Genomic DNA, 22,056 nt, shown 5'->3' with positions numbered 1-22,056 from the left:
TCAAAAATGTGCGGCGCATATTCTATCATGCATTGTTGTTGTCGGCTATGATCTGCAAGTCACTATTAATCAGTGATAATGGGCTGTGAGCTTTATGTAAAAAGTCTTCTATGGATTTAATCACTAACGGGCTTCTAAGCTGATGTTTCCGCGCTTTAATTTCATCCAGAGTGAACCAATGGCAGGCAAGGATATCTTTATCTAAAGGCTGACAAATTATCAGGTTTTTAGTCTCAGCGGCAAAGGTAAAACGCACGAAGGATAATTGTTCATTCGGGCTAAACTGGTAGACGCCGATAATACCGAGAAGCTCGATATCTAGCCCCGTCTCTTCCTTAACTTCTCTTTTACAAGCTTCTGGTATCGATTCTTGCGCTTCAATATGACCTGCAGGTTGATTAAAGCGAGTTTCACCATCAATGATTTCTTCGACAAATAAAAATTTATTTTGGCAATGGATAACACAAGCGACCGTAGTATTGGGTTTATAACGTTCTTTTGTCATTGAGCTATCCTTTTGTCGTTGAGCTATTCTTTTGTCATTGAACTATTTTTTGGGCTTAGGCTATTCTTTGGGCTTGGGTTTATTTTTAAGCTTAAGCATGGCTTGAAAGATAAGCTTATGATGGTTATCAATTGTTACTGTGCAAGTGTTTTATATTGACCATTGGCAATGTCATCTAAACTCCATTGGCCTATTTTATAGCGAATTAATCTTAATGTAGGGTGACCAATATGTGCTGTCATTCTTCTAACCTGTCTGTTCCGGCCTTCACATATTTGGATTTCTAACCAAGTTGTTGGAATGGATTTACGCTCTCTAACTGGGGGAACTCTGTCCCACACCGCTGGTTCATTCATCACAGTAACTTTGGCCGGTAAAGTCATACCATCTTTTAATTCAACACCTTGGCATAACGCATTAATGGCTTCCTCACTGGGTTCACCTTCAACTTGCGCCCAATAAGTTTTAAATGTTTTTTTGTTAGGTTGAGTAATTTGAGCTTGTAATTTACCGTCATTAGTCAGCAATAATAAACCTTCACTGTCTCTATCTAATCTGCCAGCAGCATAAACATCTTTTACTGGGATAAAATCTTTTAATGTTTGTCTTCCTGACTCATCAGTAAATTGACATAGCACATCAAAAGGTTTGTTAAATAACACAATTATTGGGTTCTCAACTGCTTTTTTTACAGGGCGTTTAATGGTTTTTCTGGTATTGTTGCTAGACTTTTTGGCTGTTCTGGCAAATGCCGGTTTGCTATTAAATCGTTTTGTTTTGTCATTTGCTGGCATAAATAAGCCTATTTAAGAGCGAAATTAAGTTATTTTGCATAGTTTACTTGGCATTGGGCCTTAGTGGAATTTGAATCTGCGAGATAATGATCTATGATGTTGGCCTAAAAAATGTGATCTGTGCCCACTTTTGTACCCGCTGTCACAGTTAATTTTTCTATTTCATATGGATTTGTGCCGCAGATAAATAGACTTCGACAATTAGATTGAAGCTGTTTTAGGTAGATACTTATTACAATAATAATTTATAAAAACTTTTTATTTCAATAATGTAGGAAAAAGCATGAAAGATAACTCTCCAACGATCATTTATACTGAAACTGATGAAGCACCCGCATTAGCGACGCTTTCATTACTCCCTATCATCCGTACATTTACTAATGCTGCAGGTGTTAAAGTTGAGACCCGAGATATATCTTTATCAGGCCGTGTAATCGCAAACTTTCCTGAAAAGTTAACTGCTGAGCAGAAAATTTCTGACGCATTAACTGAATTAGGTGTTATGGCTGGCACTCCTGAAGCCAATATCATTAAATTACCTAATATCAGTGCCTCAATTCCGCAATTAAAAGCGTGTATTGCAGAACTTCAAACTAAAGGTTATGACATTCCGAATTACCCGGACGAGCCAGCAACAGATGCTGAGCGTGATGTTCAAAGCCGTTACGACAAAATTAAAGGCAGTGCAGTAAACCCTGTATTACGTGAAGGTAACTCTGACCGCCGTGCGCCGACATCAGTTAAAAACTATGCTAAGAAAAACCCACATTCAATGGGTAAGTGGGCGAGTGATTCAAAGTCTCATGTTGCACACATGAGCGAAGGCGACTTTTACGGTAGTGAACAGTCAGTCACATTAACTGCTGCTGATACTGTTAATATCGTACTGACCCAAACTGATGGTCAAGAAGTGACACTTAAGCAGGGGCTTCCATTACTTGCCGGTGAAATCATTGATACTGCAGTTATGAGCAATAAAGCGTTGCAAGCATTTTACGAACGTGAAATTGAAGCTGCTAAATCTGAAGACGTTTTATTATCTCTTCACTTAAAAGCGACAATGATGAAAGTCTCAGACCCAATTTTATTTGGTCATGCTGTTAAGGTCTTCTTTAAAGATGTATTTACTAAGCATCAAGCATTATTTGATGAGCTAGGTGTAGATGTAAACAATGGTTTTGGTGATGTTTACGCTAAAATTGCGTCGCTTCCTGAAGCTCAGCGTGCTGAAGTTGAAGCTGACATCGCAGCGGTATACGCAAAACGTCCAGCACTTGCGATGGTAGATTCTGATAAAGGCATTACTAACCTTCATGTACCGAGTGACATTATTATTGATGCATCGATGCCAGCGGCTATCCGCTCATCAGGTAAAATGTGGGGCCCAGACGGTCAATTAAAAGACACTAAAGCAATGATCCCTGATCGTTGTTACGCGGGTGTTTACCAAGAAACTATTTCTTTCTGTAAAGAAAATGGTGCCTTTAACCCAACGACAATGGGCAGCGTGCCTAACGTTGGCCTAATGGCGCAAAAAGCAGAAGAATACGGCAGCCACGATAAAACATTTGAAATAGCATCAGCAGGTGTTGTTAAGGTGACCAATAGCGCGGGTGATGTGCTAATGAGCCACAATGTTGAAGCGGGTGATATCTTCAGAATGTGTCAGGTGAAAGATGCGCCTATCCGTGACTGGGTTAAACTAGCGGTTAATCGTTCTCGTTTAAGCAACACACCAGCAATCTTCTGGTTAGACAGCAAGCGTGCACATGATGCGCAGCTCATCACTAAAGTAGAATCGTACTTAAAAGATCACGATACAGCAGGTCTTGATTTACAAATCTTAGCACCAGTTGAAGCAACACGAGCGACACTTGCCCGTGTTCATGAAGGTCTAGATACGATTTCAGTCACTGGTAACGTTTTACGTGATTACTTAACTGATTTATTCCCAATTTTAGAACTGGGTACCAGTGCTAAAATGCTATCAATCGTACCACTAATGAATGGCGGTGGCTTATTTGAAACTGGCGCAGGTGGTAGTGCACCTAAGCATGTTCAACAGGTTGAGAAAGAAGGGCATTTACGTTGGGATTCTTTAGGTGAGTTCTTGGCATTAGCGGCTTCATTAGAGCACTTAAGTCAAACTCAGAATAATCCAAAAGCACAGGTATTAGCTGATACGCTTGATACTGCGATTGGACAGTTCTTAGATAGCAATAAGTCTCCTTCACGTCGTGTAGGTGAATTGGATAACCGTGGTAGTCACTTCTATCTCGCCATGTACTGGGCACAAGCTTTATCAGTTCAAACGGCTGACACCTCATTTGCAGCTGAATTTTCTGCATTAGCTGAGTCATTAACCACTAACGAAGCGGCGATTGTTGCTGAATTGAATGGTTCACAAGGCCCAGCTGTCGATTTAGGCGGTTATTTCCGTTTAGATGCAGCAAAAGCTGAAACAGCAATGCGTCCAAGTGCATTATTGAATTCGTTTATTACTGCGTAATTTAATATTTAGCGGTATCGCTTAAGATAAAAACAGAGGCCTTGTGTCTCTGTTTTTTTATTTGGGTTTAAAAATGAGTGATATTAACGTGATGATTCAAAGATTTTTGTAACTAAGTTTGTCAATATTAAAATAAATGTTGAGTGTTTTTCAGGCAAACAAATCGTTATTGATAATTAATTGGCTAAATAAAAAAGGCAGAGATTAAAATCTCTGCCTTTTTGTATTATAGTTTCACCGACTATTTAGTTGGTGAAATGGCTGAAGCATGCATCCCTTTTGGGCCCTGCTCAGTTTCGAAATCTACCGGTTGGCCCGCTTTTAGCGTTCTATAACCTTCCATTTCGATTGTTGAATAATGCGCAAATACATCTTCGCCACCCTGATCTGGGCAAATAAACCCGAATCCTTTGGCGTTGTTGAACCATTTAACAGTTCCGCTTGCCATACTTCCACTTCCTTCTGTTGTCTACTTACCAGTAAGATAGTAAAACTTATTTTTATCAGCGGTCTCTATTGCCGCCTCAGAACAGAATGAAATTTGTACGAAAAGATGTCAAGTAAAAATTAACAAAATGACAACATTTAATTAATTTAATAATATCAATTGGTCTTGTACCAAACTAGAGGCTAGTATTAACTCATGGGTAGATTAGGCAGCGTAGAGCACACAGAAGAACGTGTTGAATCGGAGCTACAACCACCTTCAATGTACAAAGTCGTGTTAAATAACGATGATTACACTCCGATGGATTTCGTGATAGAAGTGTTACAACGCTTTTTTAATAAGGATGAACAACAAGCCACCGATATTATGTTGGCTATCCATCACCAAGGTAAGGGAATATGTGGTGTTTACTCGTTTGGCATTGCCGAAACGAAAGTGTTACAAGTAAATCAATTTGCCAAAGAAAACCAACATCCATTACTGTGTTCATTAGAAACCGCATAATGAATTAGTTGATTCTCCGTCGGTAACTCTGCAGTTTATGAGTATTTTTAGGGGGTGCTTATGCTAAACAAAGATCTCGAAGTCACCTTGAACCTAGCGTTTCAACAAGCTAGAGATTCACGTCATGAATATATGACGGTAGAACATTTATTATTAGCATTAATTAATAACCCATCGGCCAAAGAAGCATTATTGGCTTGTGGCGCGGATATTACTCGTCTCCACGAGGAAGTATCTAACTTCATTCAACAAACAACCCCATTGATCGCTGAAACCACAGAAGAACGTGAAACCCAACCAACCTTAGGTTTTCAACGTGTACTTCAACGTGCAGTATTTCATGTGCAATCGTCCGGTCGTAATGAAGTCACTGGCGCAAATGTGTTAGTGGCGATATTCAGTGAGCAAGAGTCACAAGCAGTATATTTACTCCGCCGTTGTGAAATAACCCGTTTAGATGTGGTTAACTTTATTTCTCATGGTTTACCGAAAGATGATGACGACTCTGAAATTAATAACCCGGAAGCTTCAGAGGAAGGCGGTGAAGCTGCTGAAGACAGAAGCTTGTTATCGCAATTTGCTACCGATTTAAATCAACTTTCTAAAGACGGTGTGATTGATCCATTAATTGGTCGTGATGATGAAGTCGAACGTGCGATTCAAACCTTATGTCGTCGCCGCAAGAATAATCCATTACTCGTCGGTGAAGCCGGTGTGGGTAAGACTGCCATTGCTGAAGGCCTCGCGTACCGTATTGTTAACGAACAAGTGCCAGACGTCATCAAAGATGCAACTGTGTATTCATTAGATTTAGGCTCGTTGCTTGCTGGTACTAAATACCGTGGTGATTTTGAGAAACGCTTTAAAGGTTTACTCAAGGAATTAGGTAAAAATGAACATGCTATTTTGTTCATTGATGAAATCCATACCATTATTGGTGCAGGTGCGGCATCCGGTGGAGTAATGGATGCGTCAAACCTGTTAAAGCCTTTATTGTCTAACGGCTCACTACGCTGCATGGGCTCAACTACGTTCCAGGAATATCAAAGCATTTTTGAGAAAGATCGTGCATTGGCAAGACGTTTCCAAAAAATTGATATTAATGAGCCATCAGTGGCTGAGACGACAAAAATTTTGTTAGGTCTTAAGTCCAAATACGAAGAGCATCATGGTGTGCGTTACACCCAAGCAGCAATTAGTTCAGCGGCGAGCTTATCAGCTAAACATATCAATGATCGTCACTTGCCTGATAAGGCCATCGACGTGATTGATGAAGCTGGTGCTCGAATGGTGATGCTGCCACAAAGTAAACGCAAGAAAACCATCGGCCAACCAGAAATTGAAGCGATAATTGCTAAAATTGCTCGTATACCTGAGAAGTCGGTATCTTCGACTGATAAGGATTTACTTAAAAACCTTGAGCGTAACCTTAAAATGTTGGTGTTTGGCCAAGACAAGGCGATTGAGGGGCTCAGTTCAGCGATTAGGTTATCTCGTAGCGGTTTAGGCGCAGAAAAGAAACCTGTGGGTAGTTTCTTATTTGCTGGCCCAACAGGTGTCGGTAAAACGGAAGTCACCAATCAATTGGCCTCATGCTTAAACATGAAGTTAATTCGTTTCGATATGTCTGAGTACATGGAACGTCATGCGGTTTCACGCCTTATTGGTTCGCCTCCAGGTTATGTGGGTTATGAGCAAGGCGGTTTATTAACAGATGCTGTGATTAAAAATCCTCATTGCGTAGTGTTATTGGATGAAATTGAAAAAGCCCATCCAGATGTCTATAACTTGCTGCTGCAAGTGATGGATCACGGCACACTGACAGATAACAATGGTCGTAAAGCTGATTTTAGAAACGTAACATTAGTGATGACAACCAATGCGGGTGTGCAAGAAACAATTCGTACATCGATTGGCTTTAAGCAGCAAGATAATAGTCTTAATGCAATGTCAGAAATCAATAAAGTGTTTACCCCAGAGTTTCGTAACCGTTTAGATTCAATTATATGGTTTAACCATTTAGACATGACCATTATTGCGAAAGTGGTTGATAAGTTCTTAATTGAATTACAAGCGCAGTTAGACGAGAAACGAGTAACACTGGAAGTGACTGATGAAGCGCGGACGTTACTTGCTGAGAAAGGTTACGATAAAAACATGGGCGCTAGACCAATGGCGCGTGTGGTGACTGAACTCATTAAACGTCCATTAGCTGATGAAGTACTTTTCGGTAAGCTTGAAGCTGGCGGTACAGCTAAAGTGGATGTTAAGGACAACGAGATTGTTATTCATTGTGAATGTTTAGAGAAAGTATCGTAATTCGCTAATTAATTTATCGGGTTAATAAAAATGGCTATCTGAAATCAGATAGCCATTTTTTTTCGCATCAACGTTAATCTTTAGCCAATAAAAAACCCGACAATTAAGCCGGGTTTTTAAATAGATGAGGCAGTATTAACGTGCGCGGAAGACGATACGACCTTTACTTAAATCGTAAGGAGTCAACTGAACCGTAACTTTATCACCCGTTAAAATACGGATGTAGTTTTTGCGCATTTTGCCAGAAATGTGTGCAATCACAACATGACCATTTTCAAGTTCAACGCGGAACATTGTATTTGGCAAGGTCTCAAGGATTGTGCCCTGCATTTCAATGTTGTCTTCTTTCGCCATTAATTGGTTACCTTTATGCCTTCAAATATAAAAAATTCGCCGTATCATGCCCCAAAAAGCGCTTGCTGTAAAGGATTGAAACACTATAGCGTGGGTTCTTTTTCAATATGTTGCCATCCATTTGCTGTTAATATTTGATATGGACGATATAAACGTTTGTAATTCATTTTTCTATTTTCATCAATTTGATAGCCCAAATACAAAAATTGTTTTGCTAACTGTTGGGCTAATTCACACTGTATTAAGATCATATAAACCCCTAACGAACGTTTGGCGTAATCAGGGTCAAAATAACTGTAAATCGCAGAGAGACTATTATTCATCGCGTCTGTAACTGCTACACCAATCAACTTATCTTGCAGATAAACCTCGATATAAGTCGCTTCTAACCAAGTACACTTTAAAAAATCATTGAACTGGTCTTCACTTGGCGGATACATCGGGCCATCAGAATGGCGACCAATAATATATCGCTCGTATAACTCGTAATGGGCTTCTGTGACTTGATGAGTGACTTTCCAGTGCAGGTCTTGGTTATTTTTTAAGGTTCTTTTCTGTCTTTTTGATAACTTAAATTCAGGTACTACGACTCGAATGGACTGGCATGCAGAGCAACTCGGACAGCGCGGTTTGTAAATTGAATTTCCGTTGCGCCTAAATCCCATGCCTAAAAGCTGCTCAAATAATTGACTATCAAGTTGAGACTCTTGAATGATAAGTAACTGCTCAGTTAATCCTTCGATATAACTGCAATCAAATGGGTGGCTAATGCCAACGCTGACGCTTCTAGAACTCAAAACAGACCTCTTGTGCTATCCATGCATTATTGTCGATGACACTATTTCGTAATTGCCGAAGTGATAACAGAAAGTCCTCACGAGGGCAGGCTTGTGCGCCAAGATTTTCTAAATGTGGGTTCATTATTTGAGCGTCAATTAACTTAAAACCGTATCGAGAAATATGCTGGTTTAACATGGCAAAGGCCGCTTTGGATGCATTCGTTTGGCGGTGAAACATGGATTCACCACAAAATACACTGCCTACAGCAATGCCATACAGGCCGCCTATAAGTTCGTTACCGTCCCAAACCTCAATTGAATGGGCTTTTCCAAGCCTATGTAGCTGGATATAAGCCTCCTGAATGTCAGATGATATCCATGTGCCTTGTTGTGTGAGTCGTGGCTCTGAACAGGCTTTGATGACATCAGCAAAGGCATGATTGATGGTGTAACGCCACTGTGTTTTACGTAGATATTTTTTCATGCTTTTATTAAGCGGCTGAACTTTTGGTTTGAAAATAGCTCTAGGCTCAGGTGACCACCATAGAATAGGGTCATCATCATTAAACCAAGGGAAAATGCCTTGATAATAAGCTTCAACTAAACGTTGAGGTGATAAGTCACCTCCGATAGCAAGTAAACCATTGGGTTCATCAAGTGCTTGTTGCGGATCAGGAAAGTGCGGAAGATGATTTAAATAAGACAGTGAGTTCACAATTAAGTATATTATTTACTAAACCTTATATATACGTTAGCGGAATTTTGCCTATGTTGAAACTCACAAACAGCTTAGTGATACGATTTAGTGCGCTTTTAATGTTATTAATGGCTACTGTTAGCACGTTAGCGAGTGCAGCTTACGATAGAAACCAAGCTGTACCGGTTGAAAAAGTGGTTTATGGTCAGGTTGAGTCGATAAAACATGTTACTCAAACTCAATTAGTTGAAGATCGTAATCTAGGTTGGAAAACTTTCGGAGGCGCATTAATAGGGGGCGTCGTTGGTCATCAATTTGGCGGCGGTTCTGGCCAAGATGTTGCGACCGTTTTAGGTGCATTACTAGGCGGCGCAGCTGCAAATCAGTACGGTAACTCTACTCGCACACTTGAATATAAGCTCATTGAAATGATGATAAATTTAGATGATGGCACACAAGTGATGGTGATACAGGACTTAGACCCTGGCATGTCATTTGTCGCAGGAGATGAAGTTCGCGTTGTTTACCTTAAAGGTTATGTTCGCGTTGATATCGCCATGTAGCCATGTAGCCATGTAGCCATGTAGCCATGTAGCAATCTAGCAATGATTAATGCAATGAATAAAAAAGGAGCCATTGGCTCCTTTTTAGTTTTTATCATATAAGCAAAGATTAGAAACCGCGTGGCAGGGTATTTTTACCAGCGTTCGCTAATTTTTCGCGCCATAATTCTTTTGGCGTTTTGCCACCAGATTTATTTGCCGTTTTTGCTGCTGGCTTTTTGGCCACTGCTTTTTTTGCAGCAGGCTTAGCCGCTGGTTTTTTAGCTACATCTTGCTTAGCTGCAGGCGCTTCTACTGATTGACCTTGTGTTGCTTCAAGGTGCATTTGCTCAAGATCGCTAAAGCGTAAAGACTTGCCGCCATCAATTTTATACCAACTGCCTTTCTGTTCAATTTCAACAGTTTTTGAAGTTTGCTTTTCAAGAGCAGCTTTTAATTCGGCGATAAGCGCTTCTTTAGTCAAGTTAGACATTTTGAGACCTATTTTTTTGTAATGAATAGTTTATTTAATGTTTTCAACATCCCTTAGGTCTAATTTTAGTGTTTAATGCACCCAAAAGTCCAATTTAAGCCAAAATAGCTTAGCAAATAATCAATCTTAACAAGGGTTTTTCAATAAGTATTGGACTGAGTTACACTATTATTATCAAAAATTTTAGGGTTAGTTTTATGTCATTAACGTCTGTATCTCGCCAACAATTATCCAAATATCTAAATGATTTTCTTAATGTAAAACAATTCAAAGACTATGCGCCAAATGGTCTACAGGTGCAGGGCCGTGACAACATTAAGACTATCGTGACTGGCGTAACAGCCTGCCAAGCACTCATTGAGCAAGCTGCAGCACTCAATGCTGATGCCATTATCGTACATCATGGTTTTTTTTGGAAAAACGAACCTGAAGTGATCACCGGGATGAAATACAATCGAATTAAGGCGTTAATGAACCACGATATTAATTTATTCGGCTATCATTTACCTTTAGATGCCCATCCAACATTAGGTAATAATGCCGAGCTTGCGAATAAATTAGGCTTGGTTGATGTAGAAATTTGTGCCGATATTTCACAAGATTTAATGTGGCAGGGTAAGTTACCGAAACCGTTAAGTGTTTCACAAATGAGTGAGTTACTTACAGAAAAACTCAACAAAACACCATTACACATTGGTGATAAAGAACAACTTATTAGCTCATTAGCTTGGTGTACCGGTGGTGCTCAAGACTATATCGATCATGCGGCATCACTTGGCGTGGATGCTTTCATCAGCGGTGAGGTCTCAGAGCGAACTTTCCACTGTGCAATGGAGCAAGGTATACATTATTTTGCTGCAGGTCATCATGCGACTGAGCAGTTCGGCATACAAGCTTTGGGTGAGCATTTAGCTGAACAATTTGGTTTGACCCATCATTTTATTGATATTGTTAATCCAGTTTAACTTTCTGATATCGCTTAAGGAATAGCATCATGACAGAATATTTTATCCAAGCATTTATTTATTTGTCTGCCGCTGTTATTGCTGTACCTATAGCGCAGAGAATGGGCTTAGGCTCTGTGCTGGGGTATTTAATTGCTGGGGTGATTATTGGTCCCATTGTGGGGCTGGTCGGCAGTGAAACAAACACCATTCAGCATTTTGCCGAATTTGGTGTTGTGATGATGCTATTTTTAGTTGGTTTAGAACTTGAGCCTAAAATGCTTTGGTCGATGAGGAACCGACTGTTGGGAATGGGGGGCTTACAGGTTGGTTTATCAACCGGTATTGTGATGGCCATTGCGCTAATGTTTGAGTTTCAATGGACTGTGGCATTAACAATAGGCTTAATTTTCTCGCTATCCTCAACGGCTATAGTGCTGCAAACCTTAAATGAAAAAGGTCTAACCAAGACAACGGCAGGTAAGAACGCTTTCTCAGTGTTGTTATTTCAAGACATAGCCGTCATTCCAATGCTGGCACTTATTCCTCTTCTAGCATTACCTGAGCTGGTGGAAGCTGCTCAATCCTCTGTTGCAGCGGCAGCGGAACACCATGATGAACTATCTTTAGTCGCTAACTTACCCGGTGGCTTATACGCCTTGGTGTTAGTGCTTTCAATAGGGCTAGTCGTGTTTGGCGGGCACTATTTAAGCCGACCTGTTTTTAGGTTTATTGCCGATTCTGGTGTGCGTGAAATATCCACTGCAGCGGCTTTATTGTTAGTCATTGGTATTGCAACTTTAATGAGTTTAGTTGGCGTGTCACCTGCGTTAGGCACTTTTCTTGCGGGTGTAGTACTGGCTAATAGTGAGTTCAAACATGAATTAGAAACTCATATCGGCCCATTCAAAGGTTTATTACTCGGTTTGTTTTTTATCACCGTAGGTGCGGGAATAGATTTTGAAATTTTGTGGCAGTACTTAGGTGTTATTCTTGGTGCTACAGCCGCTGTGATGATAGTAAAAGGCTTAGTCTTATTGTTGTTGAGTTTTATATTTAGGATTAAAGGCAGTGATAGATGGCTATACACCTTAAGTTTAGCCCAGGCAGGTGAGTTTGGGTTTGTGTTACTCAGCTTTAGCCAGCAAAACCATGTGATTTCAGCAGAAGTCGCGCAGCCTTTATCGATTGTAGTGGCTTTATCGATGTTCCTAACCCCTGGATTGTTTATTTTTTATGAAAAAGTAATTTTACCTAAATATCAACAAACATCGAACGATCGCGAGCAAGATCAAGTTGATGAACAAGGCACCGTTATCATTGCTGGGATAGGCCGTTTTGGTCAGATAGTCAATCGACTGTTACTGTCTAATGGGGTTAAGACGGTGGTGTTAGATCATCAAGCGACCCAAGTCGATAATCTACGTAAAGTCAATACTAAAGCCTTTTATGGCGACGCTACGAGACCAGATTTACTTGAGACCGCAGGTGTTGCCACGGCATCAGCATTTGTTGTAGCGATAGATAATCCACAAGCCAGTGTAGAGCTGGTTAAGCACCTAAAACATAAATACCCTAAACTGAAAGTGATTAGCCGAGCATTTGACCGTGGACATGGCCATTTATTACGTCAGGCGGGGGCTGATTACGTTGAGTCAGAGACGTTTCGCTCAGCGTTAAAAGTCGGAGCCGAATCAATGAAAGCGATGGGCTTTTCTGATGAGCTTGTGCAAAGACAAAAGAAGACTTACATGCGAGTTGAGAGTGAAGCTTCTGAAGTGCTTTATAACGAGTGGGCTAATCGTTCAGATGGTGAAAAATTTGGTGGCGATTTTATCAACTTGTTTATTGAATACGAGGAACGTTTAAAAGAGGCTATCGTAGCTGATACTGAAGCGTATAAAAGTCAACGATTCGCCCAAGAACATCCTTGCGACCCAGACAAAGAAAACTGCGGTAAAATAAATAGTAATGACACTGACAAAGACTCAGAAACTAAGTTGATGTCTTAAATTTATTATTCATAACGCATTAAAAAAGCCGTCAAATGACGGCTTTTTTGTTGTTAATAAGTCAGTAAACTTATTACATCACACGCATACCAGGTTTTGCACCTGCATGTGGCTCTAAAATCCAGATATCTTTTCCACCAGGACCTGCGGCTAATACCATGCCTTCAGATTCACCGAACTTCATTTTACGTGGTGCAAGGTTGGCAACCATTACAGTGTGTTTACCAATCAAGTCTTCTGGTGCATAAGCTGATTTAATTCCTGCAAAGACTTGCTTAGTTTCGCCGCCTAAATCCAGTTCTAATCGAAGTAGTTTATTGGCTTTTTCAATATGTTCAGCTTTAGCAATTAACGCAATGCGTAAATCAATCTTAGCAAAATCATCGAAACTGATTTCTGGTGCTAACGGCTCTTTTTCAAGTTCAGTTTGCACTTGTTCAACTTTTGGCACTTCAGTTTGAGTCACTTGAAGGTTTTCAGTCGATGCATCAATAATGGCTTCAATGCTCTTCATTTCAATGCGTTGCATTAATGCTTTGAATTTTGCGATTTCATGGCCAGCTAGGTCTTGGTCTAAATTATCCCAAGTCAGCGTCACTTGTAAGAAACCTTCAACATTTTCAGCAAGTTTTGGCAGTACTGGTTTTAAGTAAGTGACCAGAATTCGGAACAAGTTAAGTGCATTACTACATACTTGATGTGCTTCTTCTTGTTTATCTTCTTGCTTGATTAACTGCCAAGGCGCTGCATCAGCGACATAAGCATTAGCCATATCGGCAAGTGCCATGATTTCGCGCATTGCTTTACCGAACTCTCGAGTTTCGTATAGTTCAGCAATGGTGTCTTGTTTAGCAAGGAAGGCTTCGGTTAACGATGTGTCGTTAATTTTTGCTAACTTGCCATCAAAACGTTTACTGATAAAACCAGCTGTACGAGAAGCTAAGTTAACTAATTTACCGACTAGATCTGAATTTACACGCTGAGCAAAATCTTCAAGATTTAAATCTAAATCATCAACACGGCTATTTAATTTCGCAGCGTAGTAATAACGTAGATACTCAGGGTTTAAGTTATCTAGGTAAGTACGGGCTTTAATAAATGTGCCTTTAGATTTAGACATTTTAGCGCCGTTCACAGTGACATAACCGTGGGCATAAACACTGTTTGGTTTTCTGATCCCTGCGCCATGTAACATTGCTGGCCAGAATAAACCGTGGAAGTTAACGATATCTTTACCAATGAAATGATAAATTTCGGCTTTTGAGTCAATGCTCCAAAAGTCGTCGAAGTTTAAATCATCACGTCTATCACATAAGTTTTTGAATGAACCCATGTAGCCTATTGGTGCATCTAGCCATACATAGAAAAATTTACCTGGTTGATCGGGTATTTCAAAACCAAAATAAGGCGCATCACGAGAGATGTCCCATTGTTGTAGACCTTGATCGAACCACTCACGTAATTTATTAGCAATTTCAGGCTGTAATGAGCCAGAAGATAACCATTCTCCAAGCATTGATTCAAATGCTGGTAAATCAAAAAAGAAATGCTCACTATCCTTCATGACAGGTGTAGCACCAGAAACAACCGAATAAGGCTTAATTAAATCAGTGGTGCTATATGTCGCGCCACAGTTATCACAGTTGTCACCATATTGGTCTTCGCTTTTACATTTAGGGCATGTGCCTTTAACGAAGCGGTCTGGTAAAAACATTTCTTTTTCAGGGTCAAATAACTGCGAGATAGTTTTGGTTTTAATATAACCGTTATCTCTTAACTTGATATAAATGTCGCTAGCTAATTCGCGGTTTTCTTCGCTGTGTGTGCTATGGAAATTATCAAATTGAATATTAAAATCAGCGAAATCTTGTTCGTGTTCTTTTTGAACTTGAGCAATCATTTCTTCTGGGGTTATACCCATTTGTTGAGCTTTGAGCATGATTGGCGTGCCATGGGCATCGTCTGCACAAATATAGTGACATTCATGTCCACGAAGTTTTTGGTAGCGAGACCAAATATCAGTTTGAATATACTCAAGCATATGACCTAAATGGATTGGACCATTTGCATACGGGAGGGCACTTGTCACCAGAATTTTACGTTGTGAATTTGTCATTTTGTCTCAACAATCGATTACACTAAATATATGGTCAAGATACTAACCGATCAAAGTGATTATTTCATCAAACAACAACAAAATCGGCTAAATTAGCGCTCATTTTTTTCTAATTCTGGTACACTTGGGCAAATTTTTCGCTGGGAGTTCTGCTTTTGTCTACTTCGCATACAGATTATCAATTAAGTGATGACCTTCTTGGTCCAGTATTGAGTATTTTAGATGCATACCAAGATCCATATTTAGCTGAAGGGCTAATATCTGCGGGTTGTGTTAACAAACTTGCAACTGAAGGTAAACGCCTTCTACTTGGATTGGTTTATCCTTACCCTTGTATGACGCAATATCGTGATACCGTCATGGATGTGACTAAAAAGTTAGCCGTACTTGATGCTATTGACGAAGTAGAATGTGAAATTGACTTCCAGCCACGTGTTTTTTCAGCTATTGCCTCAGTAGAACCAATCCCTAATATTAAACAAGTTATTGCAGTTGCTTCAGGTAAAGGCGGTGTGGGTAAATCTACCACTGCGGTAAATCTTGCATTAGCGTTAAAAGCTGAAGGCGCTGAAGTCGGCATATTAGATGCTGATATTTATGGCCCTTCAATTCCAATGATGCTGGGTTTACAAGGTTTTAAACCGACATCTCCAGACGGCAAAATGATGACTGCAGCGTCTGCCCATGGTATTTCAGCCCAATCTATAGGCTTTATGCTAGGCGATGGTGAAGCAGCTGTTTGGCGCGGTCCTATGGCTGCAGGCGCATTAAATCAGTTGTTAACTGAAACTCAGTGGCCAGAACTGGATTACTTAGTGATTGATTTGCCTCCTGGAACCGGTGACATACAATTAACATTGTCACAGAAGTTTCCAGTAAGTGGCACAGTTGTGGTGACAACACCGCAAGATATCGCACTTGAAGATGCCAAAAAAGGTATCACCATGTTCCAAAAAGTGGATATCCCAGTGTTAGGCATTATTGAAAACATGAGTTTTCATTTATGTCCTGAATGCGGCCATAAAGAACACCCATTTGGCACCCATGGCGGAAGCAAGATTGCTGAGCGATATGAAGTGCCGTTATTGGGCGCATTACCGCTTAATATTAACATTCGTGAGTCAATGGATGAAGGCAACCCAACAGTTGTCAGTAAGCCAGATTCAGAAGTTGCTGCTATTTATCGTGAAATCGCCCGTAAAGTGGGTGCTCAACTTGCGAAGCAGCAAAACAAAAACACAGTTTCAATCAGTATTTCAGACGACGAGTAAGGTTAAGTAATGAATTCTCAGCAATGTGTCATTATTGGTATCGCAGGTGCTTCAGCATCAGGCAAAAGTTTAATTGCCCAAACGATTTTTGAAGAACTTAAGCGTGACCTAGGCACCGACCAAATCGGTGTGATTAATGAAGACGCTTATTACCGTGACCAAAGTCATATGACAATGGAAGACCGTGTTAAAACGAATTATGATCATCCTAAAGCACTGGATCATCAGCTATTAGCTGAACACCTTAAGCAATTAAAGAAAGGTGAGCAGGTAAACATTCCTTGTTATAGCTATAAAGAACATACTCGCATGACTAAAACCCTTGATATGCAACCTAAAAAGGTGATTATCTTAGAAGGGATTTTACTATTAACAGACCCTAAGTTACGTGAGCTCATGGATGCGAGTGTATTCATGGATACACCGCTGGATATTTGTTTCTTACGTCGTTTGACGCGTGATGTAGCAGAGCGCGGACGTACGATGGAGTCGGTTATTTCTCAGTACAAAGCCACTGTTCGCCCAATGTTCTTGCAGTTCATTGAGCCATCAAAGCAGCACGCTGATATTATCGTTCCTCGCGGCGGTAAAAACCGTATTGCGACAGATATACTGAAAGCAAGGATCCAACATCTGTTAGCCAGATAAGATAGAGTTAAGCTATAGATAACAAGGATGTGATCTCTGATATACAAGTTGACGGTTCCATGAGAATTGGAGCCTCATCATATGCTGAGGCCATTTCTGGTACCAGTTTCTCGTTTCGAATTCGCATTAGTTATTTTTAGCCTTTACAGTCTTTAGTGACGATTTGAATTACATGGCATTAGATGCAAATATGATAGTCAATCCACTTAGTGAACTAAATCGCATTTTCAAGATGAGATTAATACAACCTTGAGTTAAGGACGTTATGCAGTCGGTATTTGTGAATGGAAAACCTGATAATACTATTGATGCTCTTGATCGAGGGCTTGCTTATGGCGATGGCGCATTTGCTACCATGCGAGTTGCTGCAGGCGAAATCTTATTCCTTAATACACACCTGCAACGCATAGAACAAACCTGTTTCCGTTTAGGTTTTACTATTTCGCACATCGAGTTATTAGTTTTACGCCTTGAATCACACGCGAAAACGTTAAAGGAAGGCTGTATTAAGTTACTGCTTAGCCGCGGGGTTGGCGGCAGAGGTTATGCTGCGCCTACATCCCCTGATATCACTGAGGTGATTTCATTACATCCGATCCCGGACATATATGCTCAGTGGCAATCTAAAGGAATCACATTGTCCTTGTCGCCAGTAACGTTAGGTAATCAGCCTTTACTGGCAGGGATGAAACACTTAAATCGTTTAGAGCAAGTGTTAATCAAACAGCAGACATTACCCAAAAACACCGATGACTGGCTTGTACTTGACGCAGATAATTGTTTAGTTGAATCTTCAATGGCGAATATTTTTATTGTTAAGGACAATCAGGTTAAAACACCTGCGATGAGTCAAAACGGGGTGTCTGGCGTCATGCGTGAACATGTTATTGATGCGCTTTTGACAAATGATATTGCAGTAATGGCGACAAAGGTCACTTTGGATGAATTGCTCGATGCGGAACATGTATTTATCACCAACAGCTTATTAGGTGTGGTGAATGTAAACAGCATTAATATAGACTCGATTAATAGCCAATTAAGCTCTAGCTATCATTATAAAACCTGGAATATGACCCATACTTTACTCACCCAGCTTAAACTATCATTCTAATAAGTACTGATTAAAATAATATGAAAAAAACCATCACCATTATACTGACATCGCTAATGACACTGACTACGGTCGCGTGTGTTGTAGGCTTTTGGGGATACCAGCAAATTATCGCTTATCCTAGCCAACTTCTATCAATTGAAAAGCCAGTTGAACTGACTATCGCACAAGGAATGAATGTCACAAAACTTGGGGCTGTTCTAGAAAGTAAGCAGTTTATTACCGACAGCTGGAAACTCAAATACCTGTTAAAGATTAAGCCTGAATATGCCCATATTCGTACTGGTTTATACCAAATTAACCCAGGTGATAGCATTGACAGCTTGCTAACCAAACTTAATCGTGGTGACGAAATGACCTTCTCTGTTACCTTAATTGAAGGTAAAACGATTAAAGAGTGGCATGAGTCATTAGTGGATTTGCCGCATTTAACATTTGATGAGGAAGTCTTTAATCGCGTGTTGATAAAAAATGGTGATGAATCGGGTTTACCTGAAGGTAAGTTTTTCCCCGAAACCTATCAATATCAAGCCAATGATTCATTAGAGGCGATATTAGACCGCAGTTATCAAATGATGCAGAAAACCCTTGCTACGGCTTGGGGTGAGCGAGATAAAGATCTTAAATTAACCACACCTTATGAGTTATTGACGATTGCGTCCATTATTGAAAAAGAAACCGGCAAGCCATCTGAGCGTGACTGGGTCGCAGCAGTATTCAACAACCGCTTGAAGTTAGGTATGCGTTTACAAACTGATCCTACAGTGATTTATGGCATGGGAGAACGCTATAACGGTAATATAACCCGCAGTGATTTACGAGAGCATACCGCGTTTAATACTTATCGCATTAATGGTTTACCACCAACGCCTATCGCCGCACCAAGTAAAGCCGCCATTTTTGCAGCGGCTAAGCCTGCAGATGTTAATTACTTATATTTTGTCTCAAGAAATGATGGAAGCCATGTTTTTTCCGAGACGCTAGCGCAACATAACCGCGCTGTGAATGAATACCAGAGAAATAGAAAATGACCCAAGAACAAGCTAAATTTGTTGTAATAGAAGGCCTAGAAGGCGCGGGTAAATCCAGTGCCATTGAGCTGGTTAAACAGATTATCACACAACACACTCAACAAACCCCAGTATGCACGCGTGAGCCAGGTGGAACGCCACTTGCCGAAAAAATGCGTGATTTAGTTAAGGTTGCAGATGAAACCGACCCTCTTTGCGATGAGTCTGAGTGTTTATTGTTTTACGCTGCGAGAGCGCAACTAATTGCTAATGTTATTAAGCCCGCTTTGGCTAATGGTACTTGGGTATTAGGTGACCGTCATAATTTATCATCGCTGGCCTATCAAGGCGGCGGTAGGGGATTAATGCCTTTAGTAAAATCTATTAGTGATATCACTTTAAAAGGTTTTAAACCCGATTTAACCTTATATCTTGATATAGAGCCTAAGCTTGGGCTAGCAAGAGCTGCTAGTCGCGGCGCTTTAGACAGAATTGAAGTGCAACAAATTGAATTTTTTGAACGTGCTAGAGCGACATTTTTAGCGTTTGCAGCGGAAGATGACTCAATTATTGTTATTGATGCCAGTAAGCCTATTGAGCAAGTGCACCAACAGATTACGGCTGAGTTAACAGCAAGGCTAGCTTGAAAATGACATATTATTGGGTAAAGGCGAGCGTATAATGCAAGCATTTGGTATACAGCAATTACCGTGGTTGGATGCACCGTTTGAGCGTTTTATTAACGAACGCCAAAGCGGCCATAGCGCTCATGCTCAACTGGTGAGTATTGATCAAGGCCTAGGTGGTCATATTTTGGCAAACGAAATGGCTGAAGCTGCTATGTGTACAGCGCTTACGCCAGTGGGGGCTTGTGGCCAATGTAAGAGTTGCTTGCTATTTAAGGCCGGCACACATCCCGATTGTCATGTTATCAAAGCGGATGGTACGATAATAAAAGTCGACCAAATCCGTGATTTATGCCAAAAGTTAACTGTAACAGCTCAGCAAGGCGGCCAACGAGTTGCTATTATTCTTAATTGTGAGCAGTTTAATTTAGCGTCAGCCAATGCCTTACTGAAAACATTAGAAGAGCCGGGTAATAATATATTAATTATTTTACAAACCGATGTGCCTTCAAGAATATTGGCGACGATTAAAAGTCGTTGTCAGCAAGTGGCATTTCACGCTCCTGATAGAAAACAAGTGTATGAATGGTTAAAAGCCCACCAAATGCTACCTTCAGTGCGTGCTGGCGAGAAACCCCATGATGTCACTTGGTGTTTAAGTATGATTGGCGGGCCATTAAAGCTTGCTGAAAGCCTCAGTAGTCAGCATTACCAACAGTTGATTCAGTTTCGAACAGATTGGGCGTTAAGCATTAAATCTGGCCATTTGAATGGCAGTTTAATTAAGGTTTCAGAGCATCAAATTGTTGATGCACTTAATGTTTTATATTTGTACTTAAGACAATATGTGTTAAAAAGTAAAGAGCTAGATGCATTAGCTATAAGTAACATTATTGGTTTGTCTTCAAAAGTGGCGCAAATATGCCAACGGCTAGCAACGATGGCGAGTGTGAATGCTCCGGCATTATGCCAAGATTACATACTCGAATTTAGACAACTTATTCATATTAAATAATAGACTGAGATTATGACCGATCTTGTTGTAAATTTTGATACTCTGCACCAGTTGTACAGAGCTTATATGCCTTTTATTAAGCCTGCGGGTTTATTTATTTCAACAACAGAAAGCCACTTTTTAGGCCAAGAGTTGTCGATATCGTATAAGTTACCTGGAACATCACAAATGACTGACTTTAAAGGTGTGGTGGTTTGGATTAACCCATTAGGCGCTTCTGGTGGCAGACCTGCAGGGATAGGGGTTAAAATTAAAACCGATCCCGAAAGTCATAAACATCACATTGAAAAGTTACTTTCGAGCGAACTTTCTTCAAGTGATTTGACCTGCACAATGTAGCTAGGTATTCTTGCTGGCTTATTTTAGCTTTTGATAGAATTCCCATGTTAATCGACTCTCATTGCCACTTAGACCGTTTAAAAGCGGCACCTGATCAACCTAGTTTACAAGCCATTATTGATGGTGCTAAATCTCGTGGCGTAGATTACCTACTGTGCGTCAATGTGCGTCAGCAAGGTTTCGAATCTATGCGCGAAAAAATGGCGCAATTTGATAATGTCTTCCTTTCTTCTGGTGTTCACCCTTTAGATGTTCAAGACGGTTTAAATGTTGAAGAAATCAAACAATTTGCCACTGATAAAAAAGTGGTAGCAATTGGTGAAACTGGTCTTGATTATTTTTACGCCCCAGAAACTAAAACACTTCAACAGCAATGTTTTGAACAACAAATTGCATTAGCTGTTGATGTGAATAAACCCTTGATCGTTCATACTCGAGATGCACGTGAAGATACCATTGCCATGTTAAAAGCAGGCAATGCGGATAAAGTGGGTGGCGTATTACACTGTTTCACTGAAAATTGGGAAATGGCAAAAGCGGCGATTGATTTAGGTTTTTATATTTCAGTTTCAGGTATTGTCACTTTTAAAAACGCAGGTGAACTTCGAAGTGTTATTCGCCAAGTCCCACAAGATAGGCTATTGGTAGAAACAGATTCGCCTTATCTAGCACCTGTTCCACATCGCGGCAAAGAAAATCAACCGGCTTATGTTCGCGATGTCGCAGAGTTTGTCGCTGAGCTACGTGGTGAAAAATATGAAGATTTAGCTCATTACACCTCGGAAAACTTCTTCAACCTATTCACCGATGCTGCCAAATTAATTGGCCGATAGAGTTATTTTTAGCGACAAGATTCTAACGACATTCGTTAATCATTAGGTTTGCTCTATTAAACTACAGGTAAAAAAAAGACCCAAAACTATCCAATTGTTCTGGGTCTAGGGGAATGGCTCTTATTGAAAAGAGCCTTGCGCTACTGTTGAGAGTTGTCTCTCAGTAAACTCTCAGTAAACCGTTATG

At 40.3% G+C, this 22,056-nt stretch carries 22 protein-coding genes; 14 read left to right on the top strand and 8 right to left on the bottom strand.

Annotated features, from left to right (window positions below; genetic code table 11):
- Positions 1 to 25: 25 nt before the first annotated feature.
- Both L2737_RS07665 and L2737_RS07660 read right to left on the bottom strand, forming a co-directional pair.
- Entirely contained in the window at positions 26 to 505 is a 480-nt protein-coding gene (locus tag L2737_RS07665) for an NUDIX hydrolase (protein WP_248955338.1), read from the bottom strand.
- A 134-nt stretch (positions 506 to 639) separates the two neighbouring features.
- Entirely contained in the window at positions 640 to 1,299 is a 660-nt protein-coding gene (locus L2737_RS07660) for an rRNA large subunit pseudouridine synthase E (RefSeq protein WP_248955337.1), read from the bottom strand.
- Positions 1,300 to 1,582: 283 nt separating this feature from the next.
- On the opposite strand from L2737_RS07660, the gene L2737_RS07655 reads away from it, so the two are divergent.
- Positions 1,583 to 3,808 (top strand): NADP-dependent isocitrate dehydrogenase, encoded by a 2,226-nt coding sequence (locus L2737_RS07655; RefSeq protein ID WP_248955336.1) that lies wholly within the window; start codon positions 1,583 to 1,585, stop codon positions 3,806 to 3,808.
- A gap of 241 nt (positions 3,809 to 4,049) precedes the next feature.
- On the opposite strand, the gene cspD is transcribed toward L2737_RS07655, so the two are convergent.
- Positions 4,050 to 4,256, bottom strand: coding sequence for a cold shock domain-containing protein CspD (gene cspD / locus L2737_RS07650; RefSeq protein ID WP_055024439.1), 207 nt, complete (start codon positions 4,254 to 4,256; stop codon positions 4,050 to 4,052).
- 195 nt (positions 4,257 to 4,451) lie between these two features.
- Here cspD and clpS point away from each other — a divergent pair, with 195 nt between their 5' ends.
- Both clpS and clpA read left to right on the top strand, forming a co-directional pair.
- The gene (gene clpS / locus L2737_RS07645) at positions 4,452 to 4,760 is read left to right on the top strand and encodes an ATP-dependent Clp protease adapter ClpS (RefSeq protein ID WP_102528713.1); all 309 of its coding nucleotides are present in this window, start codon (positions 4,452 to 4,454) and stop codon (positions 4,758 to 4,760) included.
- A 60-nt stretch (positions 4,761 to 4,820) separates the two neighbouring features.
- A complete protein-coding gene (gene clpA / locus L2737_RS07640; protein ID WP_229370343.1) occupies positions 4,821 to 7,079 on the top strand; it encodes an ATP-dependent Clp protease ATP-binding subunit ClpA in 2,259 nt (752 codons plus the stop codon).
- 135 nt (positions 7,080 to 7,214) lie between these two features.
- Here clpA and infA read toward each other — a convergent pair whose 3' ends face one another.
- From infA to aat, 3 genes are all read right to left on the bottom strand, one after another.
- A complete protein-coding gene (infA, locus tag L2737_RS07635; protein ID WP_011496276.1) occupies positions 7,215 to 7,433 on the bottom strand; it encodes a translation initiation factor IF-1 in 219 nt (72 codons plus the stop codon).
- An 83-nt stretch (positions 7,434 to 7,516) separates the two neighbouring features.
- Positions 7,517 to 8,230 carry an arginyltransferase gene (locus L2737_RS07630; protein WP_102528715.1) on the bottom strand — a complete coding sequence of 238 codons (714 nt, stop codon included), beginning with the start codon at positions 8,228 to 8,230 and terminating at the stop codon, positions 7,517 to 7,519.
- The gene (aat, locus tag L2737_RS07625) at positions 8,220 to 8,927 is read right to left on the bottom strand and encodes a leucyl/phenylalanyl-tRNA--protein transferase (protein WP_229370341.1); all 708 of its coding nucleotides are present in this window, start codon (positions 8,925 to 8,927) and stop codon (positions 8,220 to 8,222) included. The genes L2737_RS07630 and aat overlap by 11 nt, the downstream gene beginning before the upstream one ends.
- A 101-nt stretch (positions 8,928 to 9,028) precedes the next feature.
- Here aat and L2737_RS07620 point away from each other — a divergent pair, with 101 nt between their 5' ends.
- Positions 9,029 to 9,472 (top strand): outer membrane lipoprotein, encoded by a 444-nt coding sequence (locus L2737_RS07620; RefSeq protein WP_248955400.1) that lies wholly within the window; start codon positions 9,029 to 9,031, stop codon positions 9,470 to 9,472.
- A 109-nt stretch (positions 9,473 to 9,581) separates the two neighbouring features.
- Here L2737_RS07620 and L2737_RS07615 read toward each other — a convergent pair whose 3' ends face one another.
- The gene (locus L2737_RS07615; protein ID WP_102528718.1) at positions 9,582 to 9,944 is read right to left on the bottom strand and encodes a hypothetical protein; all 363 of its coding nucleotides are present in this window, start codon (positions 9,942 to 9,944) and stop codon (positions 9,582 to 9,584) included.
- 197 nt (positions 9,945 to 10,141) lie between these two features.
- On the opposite strand from L2737_RS07615, the gene L2737_RS07610 reads away from it, so the two are divergent.
- Positions 10,142 to 10,909, top strand: coding sequence for a Nif3-like dinuclear metal center hexameric protein (locus tag L2737_RS07610; protein ID WP_248955335.1), 768 nt, complete (start codon positions 10,142 to 10,144; stop codon positions 10,907 to 10,909).
- A gap of 29 nt (positions 10,910 to 10,938) precedes the next feature.
- Entirely contained in the window at positions 10,939 to 12,900 is a 1,962-nt protein-coding gene (locus L2737_RS07605) for a monovalent cation:proton antiporter-2 (CPA2) family protein (protein ID WP_248955334.1), read from the top strand.
- Positions 12,901 to 12,973: 73 nt separating this feature from the next.
- On the opposite strand, the gene metG is transcribed toward L2737_RS07605, so the two are convergent.
- The gene (metG, locus tag L2737_RS07600; RefSeq protein ID WP_248955333.1) at positions 12,974 to 15,016 is read right to left on the bottom strand and encodes a methionine--tRNA ligase; all 2,043 of its coding nucleotides are present in this window, start codon (positions 15,014 to 15,016) and stop codon (positions 12,974 to 12,976) included.
- A gap of 155 nt (positions 15,017 to 15,171) precedes the next feature.
- Here metG and apbC point away from each other — a divergent pair, with 155 nt between their 5' ends.
- From apbC to L2737_RS07560, 8 genes are all read left to right on the top strand, one after another.
- A complete protein-coding gene (gene apbC, locus L2737_RS07595) occupies positions 15,172 to 16,287 on the top strand; it encodes an iron-sulfur cluster carrier protein ApbC (RefSeq protein ID WP_248955332.1) in 1,116 nt (371 codons plus the stop codon).
- A 9-nt stretch (positions 16,288 to 16,296) separates the two neighbouring features.
- On the top strand, positions 16,297 to 16,935 hold the full coding sequence (gene udk / locus L2737_RS07590; protein ID WP_102528723.1) for a uridine kinase: 639 nt from the start codon (positions 16,297 to 16,299) through the stop codon (positions 16,933 to 16,935).
- Positions 16,936 to 17,200: 265 nt separating this feature from the next.
- Entirely contained in the window at positions 17,201 to 18,046 is an 846-nt protein-coding gene (pabC, locus tag L2737_RS07585) for an aminodeoxychorismate lyase (protein WP_248955331.1), read from the top strand.
- Between the two features lie 20 nt (positions 18,047 to 18,066).
- Positions 18,067 to 19,077, top strand: a complete 1,011-nt coding sequence (gene mltG / locus L2737_RS07580; protein WP_248955330.1) for an endolytic transglycosylase MltG — start codon at positions 18,067 to 18,069, stop codon at positions 19,075 to 19,077.
- Positions 19,074 to 19,703: a dTMP kinase gene (tmk, locus tag L2737_RS07575; RefSeq protein WP_102528726.1), complete on the top strand. Its 630-nt coding sequence runs from the start codon at positions 19,074 to 19,076 to the stop codon at positions 19,701 to 19,703. The genes mltG and tmk overlap by 4 nt, the downstream gene beginning before the upstream one ends.
- Before the next feature lie 34 nt (positions 19,704 to 19,737).
- The gene (gene holB, locus L2737_RS07570; protein ID WP_248955329.1) at positions 19,738 to 20,697 is read left to right on the top strand and encodes a DNA polymerase III subunit delta'; all 960 of its coding nucleotides are present in this window, start codon (positions 19,738 to 19,740) and stop codon (positions 20,695 to 20,697) included.
- Between the two features lie 12 nt (positions 20,698 to 20,709).
- Complete coding sequence (locus tag L2737_RS07565) at positions 20,710 to 21,036, top strand: PilZ domain-containing protein (protein ID WP_055024454.1); 327 nt, start codon at positions 20,710 to 20,712, stop codon at positions 21,034 to 21,036.
- Positions 21,037 to 21,080: 44 nt separating this feature from the next.
- On the top strand, positions 21,081 to 21,869 hold the full coding sequence (locus L2737_RS07560) for a TatD family hydrolase (RefSeq protein ID WP_102528728.1): 789 nt from the start codon (positions 21,081 to 21,083) through the stop codon (positions 21,867 to 21,869).
- The last annotated feature ends 187 nt before the right edge of the window (positions 21,870 to 22,056 follow it).

Origin of the sequence: Shewanella electrodiphila, assembly GCF_023283985.1 — a bacterium.
GTDB classification, from domain to species: domain Bacteria; phylum Pseudomonadota; class Gammaproteobacteria; order Enterobacterales; family Shewanellaceae; genus Shewanella; species Shewanella electrodiphila.
The sequence above is the reverse complement of the archived record's forward strand: the minus strand, read 5'-3'. Positions and strand labels throughout refer to the sequence as shown.

What these genes read in the sequence shown, in the direction of transcription:
- cspD (WP_055024439.1), bottom strand. Translation starts at nt 4,256, where the DNA reads ATGGCAAGCGGAACTGTTAAATGGTTCAACAACGCCAAAGGATTCGGG.
- clpA (WP_229370343.1), top strand. Translation starts at nt 4,821, where the DNA reads ATGCTAAACAAAGATCTCGAAGTCACCTTGAACCTAGCGTTTCAACAA.
- infA (WP_011496276.1), bottom strand. Translation starts at nt 7,433, where the DNA reads ATGGCGAAAGAAGACAACATTGAAATGCAGGGCACAATCCTTGAGACC.
- pabC (WP_248955331.1), top strand. Translation starts at nt 17,201, where the DNA reads ATGCAGTCGGTATTTGTGAATGGAAAACCTGATAATACTATTGATGCT.
- L2737_RS07620 (WP_248955400.1), top strand. Translation starts at nt 9,029, where the DNA reads ATGTTATTAATGGCTACTGTTAGCACGTTAGCGAGTGCAGCTTACGAT.
- L2737_RS07665 (WP_248955338.1), bottom strand. Translation starts at nt 505, where the DNA reads ATGACAAAAGAACGTTATAAACCCAATACTACGGTCGCTTGTGTTATC.
- udk (WP_102528723.1), top strand. Translation starts at nt 16,297, where the DNA reads ATGAATTCTCAGCAATGTGTCATTATTGGTATCGCAGGTGCTTCAGCA.
- holB (WP_248955329.1), top strand. Translation starts at nt 19,738, where the DNA reads ATGCAAGCATTTGGTATACAGCAATTACCGTGGTTGGATGCACCGTTT.
- L2737_RS07565 (WP_055024454.1), top strand. Translation starts at nt 20,710, where the DNA reads ATGACCGATCTTGTTGTAAATTTTGATACTCTGCACCAGTTGTACAGA.
- metG (WP_248955333.1), bottom strand. Translation starts at nt 15,016, where the DNA reads ATGACAAATTCACAACGTAAAATTCTGGTGACAAGTGCCCTCCCGTAT.
- L2737_RS07660 (WP_248955337.1), bottom strand. Translation starts at nt 1,299, where the DNA reads ATGCCAGCAAATGACAAAACAAAACGATTTAATAGCAAACCGGCATTT.
- L2737_RS07615 (WP_102528718.1), bottom strand. Translation starts at nt 9,944, where the DNA reads ATGTCTAACTTGACTAAAGAAGCGCTTATCGCCGAATTAAAAGCTGCT.
- L2737_RS07605 (WP_248955334.1), top strand. Translation starts at nt 10,939, where the DNA reads ATGACAGAATATTTTATCCAAGCATTTATTTATTTGTCTGCCGCTGTT.
- mltG (WP_248955330.1), top strand. Translation starts at nt 18,067, where the DNA reads ATGAAAAAAACCATCACCATTATACTGACATCGCTAATGACACTGACT.
- L2737_RS07610 (WP_248955335.1), top strand. Translation starts at nt 10,142, where the DNA reads ATGTCATTAACGTCTGTATCTCGCCAACAATTATCCAAATATCTAAAT.
- tmk (WP_102528726.1), top strand. Translation starts at nt 19,074, where the DNA reads ATGACCCAAGAACAAGCTAAATTTGTTGTAATAGAAGGCCTAGAAGGC.
- clpS (WP_102528713.1), top strand. Translation starts at nt 4,452, where the DNA reads ATGGGTAGATTAGGCAGCGTAGAGCACACAGAAGAACGTGTTGAATCG.
- L2737_RS07655 (WP_248955336.1), top strand. Translation starts at nt 1,583, where the DNA reads ATGAAAGATAACTCTCCAACGATCATTTATACTGAAACTGATGAAGCA.
- L2737_RS07560 (WP_102528728.1), top strand. Translation starts at nt 21,081, where the DNA reads ATGTTAATCGACTCTCATTGCCACTTAGACCGTTTAAAAGCGGCACCT.